The sequence below is a fragment of the Streptomyces sp. NPDC031049 genome (assembly GCF_055571015.1).
Genome location: NZ_JBVIGC010000020.1, coordinates 102020 through 118074 on the forward strand (window position 1 = coordinate 102020; position 16055 = coordinate 118074).

Annotated in this window: 12 protein-coding genes and 1 riboswitch; of the genes, 5 read left to right on the top strand and 7 right to left on the bottom strand. The window is 73.2% G+C overall.

The features are described 5' to 3' along the window. Positions 1-24 precede the first annotated feature (24 nt). From ACZ45Q_RS28450 to ACZ45Q_RS28465, 4 genes are all read right to left on the bottom strand, one after another. Entirely contained in the window at positions 25-705 is a 681-nt protein-coding gene (locus ACZ45Q_RS28450; protein WP_468266461.1) for a response regulator, read from the bottom strand. Further along, a complete protein-coding gene (locus ACZ45Q_RS28455; protein WP_468266463.1) occupies positions 702-2441 on the bottom strand; it encodes a sensor histidine kinase in 1740 nt (579 codons plus the stop codon). The genes ACZ45Q_RS28450 and ACZ45Q_RS28455 overlap by 4 nt, the downstream gene beginning before the upstream one ends. A 284-nt stretch (positions 2442-2725) precedes the next feature. Beyond that, a complete protein-coding gene (locus ACZ45Q_RS28460; RefSeq protein ID WP_468266465.1) occupies positions 2726-3670 on the bottom strand; it encodes a sucrase ferredoxin in 945 nt (314 codons plus the stop codon). Positions 3671-3897: 227 nt separating this feature from the next. Next, complete coding sequence (locus ACZ45Q_RS28465; protein WP_468266467.1) at positions 3898-5157, bottom strand: citrate synthase; 1260 nt, start codon at positions 5155-5157, stop codon at positions 3898-3900. Positions 5158-5278: 121 nt separating this feature from the next. Between ACZ45Q_RS28465 and ACZ45Q_RS28470 the strand changes: the two genes are divergently transcribed. Continuing rightward, the gene (locus ACZ45Q_RS28470) at positions 5279-6442 is read left to right on the top strand and encodes a citrate synthase/methylcitrate synthase (protein ID WP_468266469.1); all 1164 of its coding nucleotides are present in this window, start codon (positions 5279-5281) and stop codon (positions 6440-6442) included. A 211-nt stretch (positions 6443-6653) separates the two neighbouring features. Here the strand turns inward: ACZ45Q_RS28470 and ACZ45Q_RS28475 are convergent, their stop codons facing one another. After that, the gene (locus ACZ45Q_RS28475) at positions 6654-6890 is read right to left on the bottom strand and encodes a hypothetical protein (protein WP_468266471.1); all 237 of its coding nucleotides are present in this window, start codon (positions 6888-6890) and stop codon (positions 6654-6656) included. A 254-nt stretch (positions 6891-7144) separates the two neighbouring features. Beyond that, positions 7145-7678, bottom strand: coding sequence for a DUF6082 family protein (locus ACZ45Q_RS28480; protein ID WP_468266474.1), 534 nt, complete (start codon positions 7676-7678; stop codon positions 7145-7147). Positions 7679-7996: 318 nt separating this feature from the next. Here ACZ45Q_RS28480 and ACZ45Q_RS28485 point away from each other — a divergent pair, with 318 nt between their 5' ends. Next, the gene (locus ACZ45Q_RS28485) at positions 7997-9070 is read left to right on the top strand and encodes a CobW family GTP-binding protein (RefSeq protein ID WP_468266476.1); all 1074 of its coding nucleotides are present in this window, start codon (positions 7997-7999) and stop codon (positions 9068-9070) included. A 57-nt stretch (positions 9071-9127) separates the two neighbouring features. Here the strand turns inward: ACZ45Q_RS28485 and ACZ45Q_RS28490 are convergent, their stop codons facing one another. After that, positions 9128-11581, bottom strand: a complete 2454-nt coding sequence (locus tag ACZ45Q_RS28490; protein WP_468266478.1) for a DNA gyrase/topoisomerase IV subunit A — start codon at positions 11579-11581, stop codon at positions 9128-9130. 354 nt (positions 11582-11935) lie between these two features. Between ACZ45Q_RS28490 and ACZ45Q_RS28495 the strand changes: the two genes are divergently transcribed. The 3 genes from ACZ45Q_RS28495 (at position 11936) to ACZ45Q_RS28505 (ending at position 15891) form a co-directional block, all read left to right on the top strand. Then, the gene (locus ACZ45Q_RS28495) at positions 11936-13303 is read left to right on the top strand and encodes a M16 family metallopeptidase (RefSeq protein ID WP_468266480.1); all 1368 of its coding nucleotides are present in this window, start codon (positions 11936-11938) and stop codon (positions 13301-13303) included. A gap of 17 nt (positions 13304-13320) precedes the next feature. Then, positions 13321-14691 (top strand): M16 family metallopeptidase, encoded by a 1371-nt coding sequence (locus ACZ45Q_RS28500; RefSeq protein ID WP_468266532.1) that lies wholly within the window; start codon positions 13321-13323, stop codon positions 14689-14691. Positions 14692-14937: 246 nt separating this feature from the next. Then, positions 14938-15102, top strand: a riboswitch (cyclic di-AMP (ydaO/yuaA leader). Between the two features lie 12 nt (positions 15103-15114). Beyond that, positions 15115-15891, top strand: a complete 777-nt coding sequence (locus tag ACZ45Q_RS28505; RefSeq protein WP_468266482.1) for a M23 family metallopeptidase — start codon at positions 15115-15117, stop codon at positions 15889-15891. The last annotated feature ends 164 nt before the right edge of the window (positions 15892-16055 follow it).

Genomic DNA, 16055 nt, shown 5'->3' on the forward strand with positions numbered 1-16055 from the left:
CTCACCGGCGTGGCGGTACGCCCGTCAGGTGCGGGAGGCCCACTCGTACCGGTGTTCCGGACGGCCCGCCTCGCCGTACCGGAGGGTCAGCCGCGCCCGGCCCGTGCGCTCCAGGAGCTTCAGGTAGCGCTGGGCGGTCTGCCGGCTCACACCGGTCAGCTCGGCGATCTCCTGGGCCGACAGCGGGCCGTCGGCCTTCATCAGGGACTGGCGCACCAGCTCCGCCGTGGTGGGGGAGTGGCCCTTGGGCAGCCCCGGCTCCGAGGGGGCCGACAGCGCGCCGAAGATGCGGTCCACCTCGGCCTGTTCGGCCTCGCCACCGCCGTCGAGGGTGCGCCGCAGACCGGCGTACGCCTCCAGCTTCGCGCGCAGACCGGCGAAGTTGAACGGCTTGACCAGGTACTGCAGCGCCCCCTGCCGCATCGCCGCCTGCACCGTCGTCACGTCCCGCGCGGCGGTCACCATGATCACGTCGGTCTCGTGGCCGCGCCGCCGCATCTCCTGGACGACCTCCAGGCCGGTGCGGTCGGGCAGGTAGTGGTCCATCAGGACCAGGTCCACCCGGGGCAGCGCCCCCAGGCCGTGCAGGGCCTGCGCGGCATTGTGCGCCTGCCCGGCGACGTGGAAGCCCGGCACCTTCTCCACGTAGGCCGCGTTGACCCGCGCGACCCGCGTGTCGTCGTCCACGACCAGGACCTCGATCATCGTGACTCCTCCTCGGCAGCGGTGTCCGCGGCGACAGCGGTGTCCGCGGCGACGATGTGCGCGGCTTCCGCGCGGTGCGCGGTGCCCGCGGGGGCGGCGACGCCGGTGAGCGCGGATTCCGGTTCCGCCCCGGCCAGCGCCTCGGGCAGGACGACGGTGAACTCCGCTCCGCCGCCCGGCGCCTCGGCGACCGCGGCACTGCCGCCCTGGCGTTCCGCGAGCCTGCGCACCAGGGACAGTCCGATGCCGCGCTGGCGGTGCGCCGGCGGTTCCTTGGTGGACCAGCCCTCGGTGAACACGAGCTCCCGGTGCTCGGGCGGGACACCGGGGCCGGTGTCCCGCACCGTGAGGATCACCGTCCGCCCTTCCGAGCGCAACGTGAGCTCCACGCGCGCGTGCGCGGTGCCCGCGGCGGCGTCCAGCGCGTTGTCCACCAGGTTGCCGACGATGGTCACCACTCCGCCCGGGTCCACCAGCCGGTCGGGCAGCCTGGTCCGGTCCGACACCCACAGCGCGACCCCGCGCTCGGCCGCGACGGTCGCCTTGCCGACCAGCAGCGCGGCGAGCAGCGGGTCCCCGACGCGCTCGGTGACCTGCTCGGCGGTGGCCCGGTGGTCACCGACCACCTCGCCCACGAACTCCAGAGCCTCGTCGTACATCTCCAGCTCCAGCAGCCCCAGGAGCGTGTGCATGCGGTTGGCGTGCTCGTGGTCCTGGGCCCGCAGGGCGTCGATCAGCCCGCGCGTCGAGTCCAGCTCCCGGCCCAGCTGCTCCAGTTCGGTGCGGTCCCGCAGGGTGGCGACGGCACCGCCGTCGTCGGTGGGCATGCGGTTGGCGACCAGCACCCGCTGGCCGCGGACCGTGAGCAGGTCGGTACCGCTCACCCGGCCGGCCAGGACGTCGGCCGTCCGCCCCGCGCCGAGCGCCTCGTCGGGGGAACGGCCGACGGCCTCGCCACCGATGTCCAGCAGCCGCTGCGCCTCGTCGTTCAGCAGGCGGACACGGCCGCCCCGGTCCAGGGCGACGACGCCCTCGCGGATGCCGTGCAGCATGGCCTCCCGCTCCGCGAGCAGCGCCGAGATGTCGGAGAAGGCCAGGTCACGGGTCTGCCGCTGCACCCGGCGCGAGATCAGCCACGCGGCCAGCGCGCCGACGGCCAGCGCTCCGCCGGCGTAGGCGAACAGCCCGGGAATGGCGTGGATCAGCCGGGCCCGGACGCTGTCGTAGGCGATGCCGACCGAGACCGCCCCGACGATGTCGCCGTCCCCGTCGCGCAGGGGCACCTTGCCGCGGGCGGAGCGGCCCAGCGTGCCCTCGTCGATCTCCATGACCTCGTGGCCGGCCAGGGCCTCGCCCGGGTCGGTCGACACGGTCCCGCCGACCCGCCCGGGATCGGTGTGCGACCAGCGCACGCCCCGGCGGTCCATCACCACGACGTACTCGGCCCCGGTGGCCTCGCGGACGCGCTCCGCCTCCCGCTGGACGGGACCGTCCGGCGCGGCGGGCGTGGTGCGCAGGTCCCGCACGATCTGCGGCTGCTGCGCGGTCGTCTGCGCGATGGCCAGCGCCCGGCGCATCGCCTGGTCGTCCAGCTGGTCACCGAGCGGGGCGAGGAACAGCCCGGTCGCGAGCACCGCGACGCCCGCGGCGATCGCCAGCTGCATCAGCAGGACCTGTGAGAACATCCGCCGCGGCAGCCCGAGGCGCAGGCGGCGTGCGGGGGGAGTGGGGCTCATACCCTGACGGTACGTGGCCCGGTACGCGGGCCCGTAGGGGGTTGTGACGTGGATCTCGCGCGGTGATCGGGTGGTCCGCCGAGGGGGAGGGGCACGTCCGGGGTGCCGCGGGGAGGAGCGGGTTTAGGTGCGTCGGCCGACGAGCGGCGCCGCCACGGTCGGCCGGTGAGCGCCCTGGCCACCGCCAGCGGGCGAGCGCCGTGCCGCTGTCAGCCGGTGAGCATCGTGCCACCGCCAGCCGGTGAGCATCGTGCCACCGCCAGCCGGTGAGCGTCGTGCCGTTGTCAGCCGGCGAGCGCCGTGGTCACCGCCAGCTCGCGGACTTCCGTGACCTCCATCCGCGCGGGCGACCCCAGCACCGACGTGCCGCAGCTCTCGGGCCGGGGCGGGGCCGAGGCGCTCTGGGCGACGGTCACCCGCCAGTGCCGGCCGTCGACGTGGGCGACGGTCACCTCCCAGCGCGGCGCGCTGCCGTCCGTCCGGGTGACGCTCAGGGCCTCGGCGCGCTTCTCGCCGGTCGTCCTGCGCACGGCCAGTTCCGCGGCCTGGCCGGGCCGCTCCCAGGCGGAGCCGCCGCGGCAGCCCTCCAGTACGATCCGGCCCGCCCGCACCCCGTGCAGGATGCCCTTGACGGCGTGCGCCTCGACGCGGCCGTAGGAGTATCCGTACGGCAGGACGAGCATCGTGGGCGAGAAGCGGTGTCCGCCCAGATGGGTGACCTCCCAGACGCCCTCGGCTCCGGAGGCGGCGAGTTCCGCGGCGAGCGGGCGGCCCAGCAGTGCGCAGCACCGGTCCCGCTTGCCGTTGGTGCAGACGAGTGCGAGCGGATCGCCGGTGTGCGGGCGGCCGCCCAGGACGGTGTCGAAGCCGCGGGCGTCCCCGTTGCCGAGGGCGGCGAAGTCGAGGCCGAGCAGCAGCTCGGGGTCGGTGATCGTCGCGCCGTGCAGCCATGCGCTGCCCGGCACGGTGTGGGCCGCGTAGACGCGGCGCTCGGCGAGGGCGCCGCAGTCGGCGTGGCGTCCGGGCCGGCGGATGAGCGCGATGCGCACGCCCGTGCCCTTGGCGGCCTTCTCCAGCGCGCGTCCCAGGGCGGGGTCCAGGTGGCTGGATGTGAGCGCCTTCGCCCCCCAGGGCCCGGGCTGCTCCAGCAACAGCCAGGTCCTGGCGGTGGCCGCGGTGCCCGCGACGGGCTCGTCGAGGTCCCTGGAGACGGTTGAGCACGTACTCACAGAGGTGAGCCTAACCTGACTTGGCACCCGGTGACTTGTCCACCGCGCGGGTTCGTCGTGTTACGGGAGTGATGTCCGGGACGGACCCGCGAACCGCCCGCGGCCGGTCCCGGCTCCCGTGGTCGGCCTCGGCTCGCGGACGGCCACGGCCTCCTCAGCCGTCCGGGTGGCCGCCCGTAGCCGCCCGCAGCCGTTCCGGGGTCGTCGCTCGTCCGCCGCGCGGGCCGTCAGGGGAGGGGCCGGGGCGGTCGCGGACCCGCGTAGGCCCCGCTCGGGCGCATGCGCAGCGGACGTTCCCCGTACTCCTCCAGGGCGTGGGCGATCCAGCCCGCCGTACGGGCCACGGCGAAGATCGTCTCGCCCGCGCTGGCGGGCATGCCGCTGGAGGCGGTGAGCACGGCCAGCGCGAGGTCCACATTGGCGTGCAGCGGCGTGTGCCGGGCGGTGGTGGCCACGATGTCGCGGGCCGCGGCGAGGGCGGGGCCGGTCCCGGGGACGTCCTCCAAAAGGGCGAACAGGGCACGCGCGCGTGGGTCCTCGCCCGGGTAGAGCCGGTGGCCCAGCCCCGGGACGCGGCGGCCGGCCCGCAGCTCCTCCGCGACCACGGGCGCCGCGCTGCCGTGGTCGAGCGCCTCCAGCAGCAGCCGGTGCGCGAGTCCGCTCGCCGCGCCGTGCAGCGGACCCTCGATCACGCCGAGTCCGGCGGAGACGGCCGCGTAGGCGTGCGCGCGGGCGGAGGCGGCGACCCGCACGGCGAGCGTCGACGCGGCCAGGTCGTGGTCGGCGAGCAGGCCGAGGGCCGCGTCGAGGGCGCGCAGGGACGCCTCGTCGGCCGGGTGTCCGCTGAGGCGCGTCCACAGCCGCTGGGCGAGTGGTCCCTGGTCGGGGCGGGCGTCGCGTCGGACCGGAGGGAGGGCGGCGACCAGCGTGGGGATCAGCACGCGCGCGGTGCCGAGCACGGCGTCCTCGCTCAGGTCGTAGCGCAGCGGGTCCGCGGCAGCGGCGGCGATGGCGGCGACCCGCAGCCGGTCCGTGGGCGCGGTGTGCTCGGGCAGGGCCGCCACCGCGCGGCGGGCGACGGCGACGGAGGCCTCGGGCGCGGCGAAGGCGGCCCCGGGGCAGGACCGGCCGGTCCACAGCCACTCGGCGACCTCCTCATAGGTGCGCCGCGTGGCCAGCTCCACGGCGTCGACGCCCCGGTAGTAGTACCGGTCCTCCTCGATGAGGGTCAGGCGCGTCCGCACGGACAGCTCTCCGCCGGGGGCCGGGCCAGTCCCGCCGTCGCGCCCGTTGCGGCGGGCGAGCGCCTCGACCTCCTCGGCGTCGAACGTGCTGCCCCGGCCGCCGGGCGCGGGCCTGCTGCTGAGCCGGCCACGGCTGACGTAGGCGTACACGGTCTCGGGCTTCACACCGAGCAGCTCCGCGGCCTCCTTGGTGCTGAGCCAGCGCTCGGCACCGACGGACGGGCCGGGTTCTTGATCACGCATGCGGGTCACCGTACCGATCCTCCGCCTCGTCCGGCCTTGCATTGATTGAGTCAATATTGACAAAGGAATAGTCAACTGTGGACAGTCGAGTCAAGTCGGGTAGGGAACGGAGAGGGAAATCATGTCCGTCAACAGGTCTGCCGCCACGCTCGTCGACGTGCCCCGAGGACTCGCGGGCGTCGTGGTCACCGACACCGAGATCGGTGACGTGCGGGGCGCGGAGGGCTTCTACCACTACCGCCAGTACTCGGCCGTGGAGCTGGCGCGGACGCGCGGCTTCGAGGACGTCTGGCATCTGCTGGTCCACGGCGAACTGCCGGACGCCCGGCGGGGTGCCGCCTTCGCCGCCGAGACCGCGGCGCTGCGACGGCTGCCCGACGACGTGCGCGCGGCGCTGCCCGCCGTCGCCCGCGCCACCGGTGGCTCCGGGCCGCTCGCCGGACTGCGTACCGCCCTGTCCATGCTGGGCGCGGCGCACGGTTTCCGGCCGGTGTACGACATCGACCCGGACCGGCGCCGCCGCGACACGGTCGTGGCCGCGTCGGCCGTGCCGACCCTGCTCACCGCGCTGTACCGGCTCGGCCGGGGGCTGGAGCCGGTGGAGCCGCGCGAGGACCTGCCCTACGCGGCGAACTACCTCTACATGCTCACCGGCGAGGTGCCGGAGGAGCGCCGGGCGCGCGCCGTCGAGCAGTACTTGATCTCCACCATTGATCATGGATTCAACGCGTCAACCTTCACCTCCCGGGTGATCGCCTCCACCGGGGCGGACGTGGCCGCGTGTCTCACCGGTGCGGTGGCGGCCCTGTCCGGACCGCTGCACGGCGGGGCGCCCAGCCGGGCGTTGGACACGCTGGACGCGATCGGCAGCCGGGAGCGGATCGATGCCTGGATCCGCGACCGGGTGACCGCCGGCGACCGCATCATGGGCTTCGGCCACCCCGTCTACCGCACGGAGGACCCACGTTCCCGGATGCTGCGCGAGGTGGCCCGGGGGTTCGGGGGGCCGCGGGTCGAGTTCGCGATGGAGGTGGAACGGCGGGTCGAGGCGATCCTGGCGGAGCTGAAGCCGGGGCGGGAACTGCACACGAACGTGGAGTTCTACGCGGGCGTCGTCATGGAGCTGTGCGGTCTGCCGCGCGAGATGTTCACGCCGACGTTCGCTGCGGCGCGGGTCGTGGGCTGGAGCGCCAACATCCTGGAACAGGCCGCGGATTCGAAGATCATCAGGCCGGCGGCGCGGTATGTGGGGCCGGGAGCGCCGGTACGGGTGCCGGCGGCCTGAGACGGCGTGCGTGCCGGGAACGGGTGCGCGGCGCCGAGGACGAGATGCGGACCGGGCGGCCGAGGTGCGGTGCGGGCGGGGACGACGGGGGCCTGGTGCCGTTCTGGCGCCAGGCCTCATCGAGGGCGGGTCGAGCAGGGACGGGGTACCGGTTGCTCGCCGGAGGAGCCGGCTCGGCGGGGCGGTTGCGTGCGGCCGGAGGGGCGGGGGGTCAGGCGTCGGGAATGTCTGCCTTGGCGCGGATGAGCGTCTCCCGGCTGACGACGACGATGCGTTCGTAGTCCGCGCGGGCGGCGTCTGCGGGCAGTTCACCCTCCAGCGCCTCGGTGGCCTCGGTGCCGATGACGGCGAAGTTGCCGTCGCTCAGTTCGAAGACGTCAGGGCAGGTGGATCCCGAGGCACTGCCCCGGGCGCTCGGAGGCACACCGATGCGGCGCACGATCTTCAAAGGTACCGGTCCTTAGGAACAGGGAAATCTCGACGGGGTTGTGGCGGCCATACGCTACTGGGGCCGGCGAGGCGGCTGTGGCCGAATCGCTGAAGAACACTCCGTCGTGCCCACTGGCGCCGGTGTGTTGACCTGTTCGGCCGAGCAGGCCCGAGCGGCGGGAACAAGGCCCGAGCGGCGCGAGTAGACCGGACCAGGCACGAGCGAGCCGGAGCAGGGCGAGCAGGCCGGAGCAGGCCCCGAGCCGGACGTCGCTACTCGGCAGGCGGTTTGCCGACGACCCACCACTCGTCCGTGTCGGCCTCGTCGAGGTCGCGGACGAGGGCGTCGACGAGGCGCCCGAGCCGGGCCTCCTCGGAGGCGTCGTTGAGCGCGGCGCGCATGTGCCGGGAAGCCTCCCAGTACTCGCGGAAGACGGGGCTCTGGAACAGCTCGCGCAGGTGCCCGTACAGCTCCTCCTGGTCCATGAGTCCGGCGCGGTGGACGTGGTACAGGTTGACGTACCAGGCGTTGGCGTAGAAGAACTGGCGGCGCCGCGCCGCGGGGATGCTCTTGTCGTACGTGTCGATGACCTCGGCCAGGGAGGGGTCGTCGATCGCCCTCAGCAGCAACTCCCAGTGCATGCGCTGCTGGTGTTGCAGCGACCGGCGCCGGATCGCCTGTTCCTCCAGTTCCAGCCGTCGCTCGTGCAGCCGCCGGTGTGCGGCCAGTGTCAGCCCGGCGGTGGCGAGCAGCAGGCAGGCCGCGGCGGAGCCGTACCGGCCCGCGGCGTGCTTCTGTGTGACCATGTCAACCCCCGAATCAGGCGACCGCCCGCCGGTCGTCGAGTGCGGGTCGGCGGACGGGGACCGGCGAGCGATGGGTGGCGCGTGCCACCTCCAGGGTGCCGAGCGGCTCTGATCGGCGGGGAGGCGGAGAGGAGGCGCACGGAGGGAAGCGAGGGTCGCACGGTCCGGCGCCTTCCCTGACGTCTGCCCGGCAAGAGCGGCTAACAATCGTTCACTTCGCGGCGTTTCCTGCGGCTCGTATCCTGGACCGGCATTCGTTTCCGCCACGTATGCCGAGCCGCGTGCCGGTGCACGCGTCGGCGTGAGAGAGGTCGCACAGTGGGGCAGAGCCCGAGCCCGCAGATCCCGGTCGTCGTCCTCGCGGGCTTCCTCGGCTCCGGAAAGACCACGCTCCTCAACCACCTCCTCCACCACAGCGGGGGTAGCCGGATCGGCGCGATCGTCAACGACTTCGGCGCCATCGAGATCGACGCCATGGCGGTGGCCGGCGCGCTCGGCGACTCCACCGTCTCCCTCGGCAACGGATGCCTCTGCTGTGCCGTCGAACCCGGCGAGCTGGACGTCTACCTGGAGCGCCTGGCCCGCCCCGACACCGGCATCGACGTCATCGTCATCGAGGCCAGCGGTCTGGCCGAGCCGCAGGAACTGGTCCGCATGCTGCTGGCCAGCGAACATCCCGGGATCGTCTACGGCGGGCTGGTCGAGGTGGTCGACGCCGCCGAGTTCGACGACACCCGTGCCCGCCACCCGGAGATCGACCGGCACCTGGCCCTCGCGGACCTGGTCGTGGTCAACAAGCTCGACCGGGCCCCGGACGCCGAGCGCGTGCTCGGCCTGGTGGGCTCCCTCACCGACCGCGCCGCCGTCGTGCCCGCCACCTACGGTCGCGTCGACCCCGAGTTCTTCTTCGACTGCCGGCCGAGCCAGGAGCGCATCGGTCAGCTGTCCTTCGACGACCTGCACGAACAGGACGGCACCGAGGAGCACGCCGGGCATCTGCACGCCGCCTACGACAGCGTGTCCTTCGCCTCCGAAGTGCCGCTCGACCCACGGCGGCTGATGGCGTTCCTCGACAGCCGGCCCGAGGGGCTCTACCGCATCAAGGGATACGTCGACTTCGGCCCGCACGACCCGCGCAACCGCTACGCCGTGCACGCCGTCGGACGCTTCCTGCGCTTCTACCCGGAGCCCTGGGCGCCGGGCGACACGCGCCTGACCCAGCTGGTCCTGATCGGCGCCGGCATCGACGGGTCCGCCCTCGACAAGGAGCTCCGGGCGTGCGCCGACGACGCCCCGGACGCCGATGAGCACGGCATGTGGGGCGTCCTGCGCTACGTACGGGACCCGGACGAGGAAGCCGTCGCCGAACCGCCGGCCGACCTCCCGGCCTAGCCGGGCTCCGGGCCGCCCGGACTCCGGGGCCAGCCGGAGTCCAGGCCCAGCCGGGCTCTAGACCGGTCCGGCCACCGCCGACACCGTCTTCGGCAGGGACACGCCCGAACCGTCCCGCCGCGGGTCGATGTCCGGCAGCTGGGCGGGCGAGCCGTTCTTCTGCGCCGCGCGGGCCGGGGCGGCGCCCGCCCAGGCCAGGGCCAGGCAGTCCTCGCCCTTGAGGAACCGCTGGCAGCGCACCCCGCCCGTGGCGCGGCCCTTGCGCGGGAACTGGTCGAACGGGGTCAGCTTGGCCGTGGTCTGCACGGAGTCGTCCAGCGTGCCGCGCGAGCCCGCGACGGTGAACACCACAGCGTCCGCCGCCGGGTCGACCGCCGTGAACGAGATGACCTTGGCGCCCTCGGCGAGCTTGATGCCCGTCACACCGCCCGCCGGGCGGCCCTGCGGACGGACCTGAGAGGCCTGGTAGCGCAGCAGTTGGGCGTCGTCGGTGATGAAGACCAGGTCCTCCTCGCCGGTGCGCAGCTCGGTCGCGCCCACGATGCGGTCGCCCTCCCTGAGGGTGATGACCTCCAGCTCGTCCTTGTTGGCCGGATAGTCGGGCACCACCCGCTTGACGACACCGTGTTCGGTGCCGAGCGCCAGACCCGGCGAGGACTCGTCGAGCGTGGTCAGGCAGACCACCGTCTCGTCGTCCTCCAGGGAGACGAACTCCGCCAGCGGCGCGCCGCCCGACAGGTTCGGCGTCGGCATCGACTCCGGGAGCTGCGGCAGGTCCACCACGTTCAGCCGCAGCAGACGGCCGGCGGAGGTCACCACGCCCACCTCGCCGCGGGCCGTGGCGGGCACCGCCGAGACGATCACGTCGTGCTTGACGCGCTTGGCGGCGGCCTCGGTGTCGAACGGCGCGTCGTCCGCCGTACGGGCCAGCAGGCCCGTCGAGGACAGCAGCACCCGGCACGGGTCGTCGGCGACCTGGAGCGGCACGGCGGCCGGCGTGGCCGCCGACTCCAGCAGCACCGTACGCCGGTCCGTGCCGAACTTCTTGGCCACCGCGGCCAGTTCGGAGGAGACCAGCTTGCGCAGCTCGGCGTCCGACTCCAGGATGCGGGTCAGTTCCTCGATCTCCGCGTTCAGCCGGTCCTTCTCGGCCTCCAGCTCGATGCGGTCGTACTTGGTGAGCCGGCGCAGCGGCGTGTCGAGGATGTACTGCGTCTGCACGTCGCTCAGCGAGAAGCGCTCGATCAGGCGCTGCTTGGCCTCGCCGGAGTTCTCGCTGGAGCGGATGAGGCGGATGACCTCGTCGATGTCGACCAGGGCGGTCAGCAGGCCCTCGACCAGGTGCAGCCGGTCGCGCTTCTTGCCGCGGCGGAACTCGCTGCGGCGCCGGACCACGTCGAAGCGGTGGTCGAGGTAGACCTCCAGCAGCTCTTTCAGGCCCAGGGTCAGGGGCTGCCCGTCCACCAGCGCGACGTTGTTGATGCCGAAGGACTCCTCCATCGGCGTCAGCTTGTAGAGCTGTTCCAGGACCGCCTCCGGCACGAAGCCGTTCTTGATCTCGATGACCAGGCGCAGCCCGTGCTCCCGGTCGGTGAGGTCCTTGACGTCGGCGATGCCCTGGAGCTTCTTCGCGCCGACGAGATCCTTGATCTTGGCGATCACCTTCTCCGGACCGACCGTGAACGGCAGCTCGGTGACGACGAGGCCCTTGCGGCGGGCCGTCACCGGCTCCACCGAGACCGTCGCACGGATCTTGAACGTGCCGCGGCCCGTCTCGTAGGCGTCCCGGATCCCGGGCAGGCCGACGATCCGGCCGCCGGTGGGCAGGTCGGGGCCCGGAACGTGCTTCATCAGGGCGTCGAGATCGGCGTTCGGGTGGCGGATCAGGTGGCGGGCGGCGGCGATCACCTCGCGCAGGTTGTGCGGCGGCATGTTGGTCGCCATGCCGACCGCGATGCCCGAGGCGCCGTTGACCAGCAGGTTGGGGAAGGCGGCGGGCAGGGCCACCGGCTCCTGCTCCTGGCCGTCGTAGTTGGGGGCGAAGTCGACGGTGTCCTCGTCGATCGACTCCGTCATCAGGCTGGTGGCCTCGGCCATCCGGCACTCGGTGTACCGCATGGCGGCCGGCGGGTCGTCGTTGCCCAGCGAGCCGAAGTTGCCGTGGCCGTCGACCAGGGGCACGCGCATGGAGAAGGGCTGCGCCATGCGCACCAGGGCGTCGTAGATCGAGGCGTCGCCGTGCGGGTGCAGCTTGCCCATGACCTCGCCGACGACGCGGGCACACTTCACATAGCCGCGCTCGGGGCGCAGGCCCATCTCGTTCATCTGGTACACGATGCGGCGGTGCACCGGCTTCAGGCCGTCGCGGGCGTCCGGCAGGGCGCGGGAGTAGATGACCGAGTACGCGTACTCGAGGAACGAGCCCTGCATCTCGTCCACGACGTCGATGTCGAGGATCTTCTCCTCGTACGAGTCGTCGGGCGGCGGGGTCTTCGTACTACGGCGGGCCATCGCTGCCGGCTCCTTGCTGAAGCGTTGAACGGTGATCTGACGGGGACCATTGTGGACCGCGGCACTGACAGCGACCGGCCAGGACCCGTCGCGGGCTGCCCGGCCCGGTGCTGCCCGCAGGGTACGCCCTCGGCGCCCGCCCGCCCCCGCGGCCCCGCCACCGGGATCCACGCCCTCGCCTCCGTCCGCCGCGCGCCCCGTCACCCGCGTTCTCGCTCTCGGCGTACGGCGCCCGGGAACTTCGCGAAGGCCCCGCACGCTTGCATACAGTGGCAGGATCGGCAGGAAACCCGCAGTTCCGCCCACTGCGGCTGCGCTACCTCCACCCAGATTTCGGCGATCGAAGGGACGTACATGCCCATGGGTCACACGGCCACAGCCGAGGCAGGCTCCGGCGGCCTGACAGCGACCGAGCACCGCCTGGCCAACGGCCTGCGCGTGGTGCTCTCCGAGGACCACCTGACCCCGGTCGCGGCGGTGTGCCTCTGGTACGACGTCGGCTCCCGCCACGAGGTCAAGGGCCGCACCGGCCTGGCTCACCTCTTCGAGCACCTGATGTTCCAGGGCTCCGCGCAGGTCAAGGGCAACGGCCACTTCGAGCTGGTGCAGGGCGCCGGCGGCTCGCTGAACGGCACGACGAGCTTCGAGCGCACCAACTACTTCGAGACCATGCCCGCCCACCAGCTGGAGCTCGCCCTCTGGCTGGAGGCCGACCGGATGGGCTCCCTGCTCGCCGCGCTGGACGACGAGTCCATGGAGAACCAGCGCGACGTGGTCAAGAACGAGCGCCGCCAGCGCTACGACAACGTCCCCTACGGCACGGCGTTCGAGAAGCTCACCGCCCTCGCCTACCCGGAGGGCCACCCCTACCACCACACCCCCATCGGCTCGATGGCCGACCTGGACGCGGCGACCCTGGAGGACGCCCGCCAGTTCTTCCGCACCTACTACGCGCCGAACAACGCGGTGCTGTCGGTGGTCGGCGACATCGATCCCGAGCAGACCCTGGCCTGGATCGAGAAGTACTTCGGCTCCATCCCCGGCCACGACGGCAAGCCCGCCCCGCGCGACGGCTCCCTGCCGGACATCATCGGCGAGCAGCTGCGCGAGGTCGTCGAGGAGGAGGTCCCGGCGCGCGCCCTGATGGCCGCCTACCGCCTCCCGCACGACGGCACACGCGCGTGCGACGCCGCCGACCTGGCGCTCACCGTCCTCGGCGGCGGCGAGTCCTCCCGGCTCTACAACCGCCTGGTCCGCCGCGACCGCACCGCCGTGGCCGCCGGCTTCGGCCTGCTGCGGCTCGCCGGCGCCCCGTCGCTCGGCTGGCTGGACGTGAAGACCTCCGGCGACGTCGAGGTGCCGGTCATCGAGGCCGCCATCGACGAGGAACTGGCCCGCTTCGCCGAGGAGGGCCCGACGCCCGAGGAGATGGAGCGCGCCCAGGCCCAGCTGGAGCGCGAGTGGCTGGACCGGCTCGGCACGGTCGCCGGCCGCGCCGACGAACTGTGCCGCTACGCCGTGCTGTTCGGCGACCCGCAGCTCGCCCTCACCGCCGTCCAGCGGGTCCTGGAGGTGACCGCGGAGGAGGTCCAGGAGGTCGCCAAGGCACGCCTGCGCCCCGACAACCGCGCGGTGCTCGTCTACGAGCCGACCGCACCCGAAGCCGACGAAGCCGAAACCGCCGAAGCCGCCGGTGCCGAGAACGAGGAGGCGGCCCAGTGACCGAGCAGCTCGCCACCATGGACTTCCACCCCCAGCCGCAGGCGGGCGCCCCCAAGCCCTGGGCGTTCCCGGCCCCCGGGCGCGGCACGCTCGGCAACGGCCTGACCGTCCTGCGCTGCCACCGCCCCGGCCAGCAGGTCGTCGCCGTCGAGGTGCTTCTGAACGCCCCGCTGGAGGCCGAGCCGGCCGGCCTGGACGGCGTCGCCACGATCATGGCGCGCGCCTTCTCCGAGGGCACCGACAAGCACTCCGCCGAGGAGTTCGCCGCCGAGCTGGAGCGCTGCGGCGCCACCCTCGACGCGCACGCCGACCACCCCGGCGTCCGGCTCAGCCTGGAGGTCCCCGCCTCCCGCCTGGCCAAGGGCCTCGGTCTGGTCGCCGACGCCCTGCGGGCGCCCGCGTTCGCCGACAGCGAGGTCGAGCGGCTGGTGCGCAACCGCCTCGACGAGATCCCGCACGAGCTGGCCAACCCCTCGCGCCGGGCCGCCAAGGAGCTGTCCAAGGAGCTGTTCCCGGCGGACTCGCGGATGTCCCGGCCCCGCCAGGGCACCGAGGAGACGGTCGCCGGCATCGACTCCGCGGCCGTGCGCGCCTTCTACGAGCGGCACGTCCGCCCCGCCACGGCCACCGTCGTGGTCGTCGGCGACCTGACCGGCATCGACCTCGACGCGCTGCTCGGCGACACGCTCGGCGCGTGGACCGGCTCCGCGGCCGAGCCGCGCCCGGTGCCCCCGGTGGTCGCCGACGACACCGGCAGGGTCGTGATCGTGGACCGCCCGGGGGCCGTCCAGACCCAGCTGCTGATCGGCCGCACCGGTCCCGACCGGCACGACCGCGTGTGGCCCGCCCAGGTGCTCGGCACCTACTGCCTGGGCGGCACGCTCACCTCCCGCCTGGACCGCGTCCTGCGCGAGGAGAAGGGCTACACCTACGGCGTGCGGGCGTTCGGCCAGGTCCTGCGCTCCGCACCCGACGGCACGGGCGCGTCGATGCTCGCCATCAGCGGCTCCGTCGACACCCCGAACACCGGTCCGGCCCTCGCCGACCTGTGGACCGTGCTGCGCACGCTCGCCGCGGAGGGGCTCACCGACGGCGAGCGCGACGTCGCGGTGCAGAACCTGGTCGGGGTCGCCCCGCTGAAGTACGAGACCGCGGCGGCCGTGGCGAGCACGCTCGCCGACCAGGTCGAGCAGCACCTGCCGGACGACTTCCAGGCGACGCTCTATCAGCAGCTCGCCGCCACCGGCACGGTGGAGGCCACCGCGGCGGTCGTCAACGCCTTCCCGGTGGACCGCCTGGTGACGGTCCTCGTCGGCGACGCGGCGCAGATCAAGAAGCCGGTCGAGGCCCTCGGGATCGGCGAAGTCACCGTCGTGGCCGCCGAGTAGACGGGCGATCAGCCGCACACGCGTGGGGCCCCGGTGACGCGAGCGTCACCGGGGCCCTGTCCGTCGGACGTGCGCGCGGAGGCACCCGTGGCAAGCGCGTCGCAAGTATGTCGGAATTGCGGTAGAGATGCCTGTCTGGCCTGTGGTGTGTGCTACAAAACCGCAGTTCCGTTTGGGAATTGAAAGTCCTCCGCCTTAGCGTCTTCCGGGCTGTTCGTCAGGCAGTTGCGTCGCACCCGCGGCGCCGGGCAGCCATCGCCGAGTCCCCGTACGGCGCGAGCCAGGGGAGCCGGGGACCCACCAGTCCCTTGGGGTGAATCGGACGCCCGCGCGCACAGCGAGGGGGGTCCGTAGGAGACCTTCCTGCTCCGAACCCGTCAGCTAACCCGGTAGGCGAGAGGGAAGGAAAGGACGAGCCTGTTCATGGCGTTCACGCGCGCCACCGGGAAGCACCGCCGGCCCAGCCGGATGCAGCGCACCACCGCCCGCGCGGCGGGTGTCGCGGCCCTCACCACCACCGGAGTCGTCGGCACCCTCGCGGCCCCGGCGCTCGCCGTCGAGCCGGTCCCCGAGCAGACCGGCATCACCCCGGTCGTCACCATCGGTGACTCCATAGCCGAGGAGATCGACGCTCAGGCCACCGCGCAGCGGCAGGCCGCCGAAGAGGCCGCCGCCGAGAAGCGGGCCGAGGAGGCCGCGCGTCAGCGGGCGGCCGAGGCGGCCCAGGTGGCCGCGGAGAAGGCGCGCGAGGCCAAGGAACGCGCCGCCCGCGAGGCCGAGCGCAAGCGCCTCACCACCTACGTCGCCCCCGTGAGCGGCTCCTACGTCTCCACGGGCTACCGGGCCACCAGCGGCCTGTGGTCCTCCGGCAGCCACACCGGCATCGACTTCCACGCCGCGACCGGCACCTCCGTGCGGTCGGTCGGCGCCGGCACCGTCGTCGAGGCCGGCTGGGGCGGGGCGTACGGCAACCAGGTCGTGATCCGGATGCACGACGGGACGTACACCCAGTACGGGCACCTGTCGTCCATCGGTGTCTCGGTGGGCCAGGCGGTCGTCCCCGGCCAGCAGATCGGGCTCGCCGGCTCGACCGGCAACTCCACCGGACCGCACCTGCACTTCGAGGCCCGCACGGGCCAGGAGTACGGCTCGGACATCGACCCATTGGCCTACCTCCGCTCCCACGGCGTCAGTATCTGACGTCCCGCGCGCGACGCACCGCCGAAAGCCCCGGACCGCTCCGGGGCTTTCGGCGTTTTCGCGTACCCGGCCGGCCCGCCCGGTTGTCCAAAAAACGGTCATGAATTCCAGCCGCCATCGGAATTCCTGGCCCATTGCCATAGAGTCACGGAAACACGTGTCAA

Excerpts from the sequence above, each read along its gene's own strand:
- ACZ45Q_RS28450 (WP_468266461.1), bottom strand. The coding sequence starts at position 705 with ATGATCGAGGTCCTGGTCGTGGACGACGACACGCGGGTCGCGCGGGTC.
- ACZ45Q_RS28455 (WP_468266463.1), bottom strand. The coding sequence starts at position 2,441 with ATGAGCCCCACTCCCCCCGCACGCCGCCTGCGCCTCGGGCTGCCGCGG.
- ACZ45Q_RS28465 (WP_468266467.1), bottom strand. The coding sequence starts at position 5,157 with ATGCGTGATCAAGAACCCGGCCCGTCCGTCGGTGCCGAGCGCTGGCTC.
- ACZ45Q_RS28470 (WP_468266469.1), top strand. The coding sequence starts at position 5,279 with ATGTCCGTCAACAGGTCTGCCGCCACGCTCGTCGACGTGCCCCGAGGA.
- ACZ45Q_RS28480 (WP_468266474.1), bottom strand. The coding sequence starts at position 7,678 with ATGGTCACACAGAAGCACGCCGCGGGCCGGTACGGCTCCGCCGCGGCC.
- ACZ45Q_RS28490 (WP_468266478.1), bottom strand. The coding sequence starts at position 11,581 with ATGGCCCGCCGTAGTACGAAGACCCCGCCGCCCGACGACTCGTACGAG.
- ACZ45Q_RS28495 (WP_468266480.1), top strand. The coding sequence starts at position 11,936 with ATGCCCATGGGTCACACGGCCACAGCCGAGGCAGGCTCCGGCGGCCTG.
- ACZ45Q_RS28500 (WP_468266532.1), top strand. The coding sequence starts at position 13,321 with ATGGACTTCCACCCCCAGCCGCAGGCGGGCGCCCCCAAGCCCTGGGCG.
- ACZ45Q_RS28505 (WP_468266482.1), top strand. The coding sequence starts at position 15,115 with ATGGCGTTCACGCGCGCCACCGGGAAGCACCGCCGGCCCAGCCGGATG.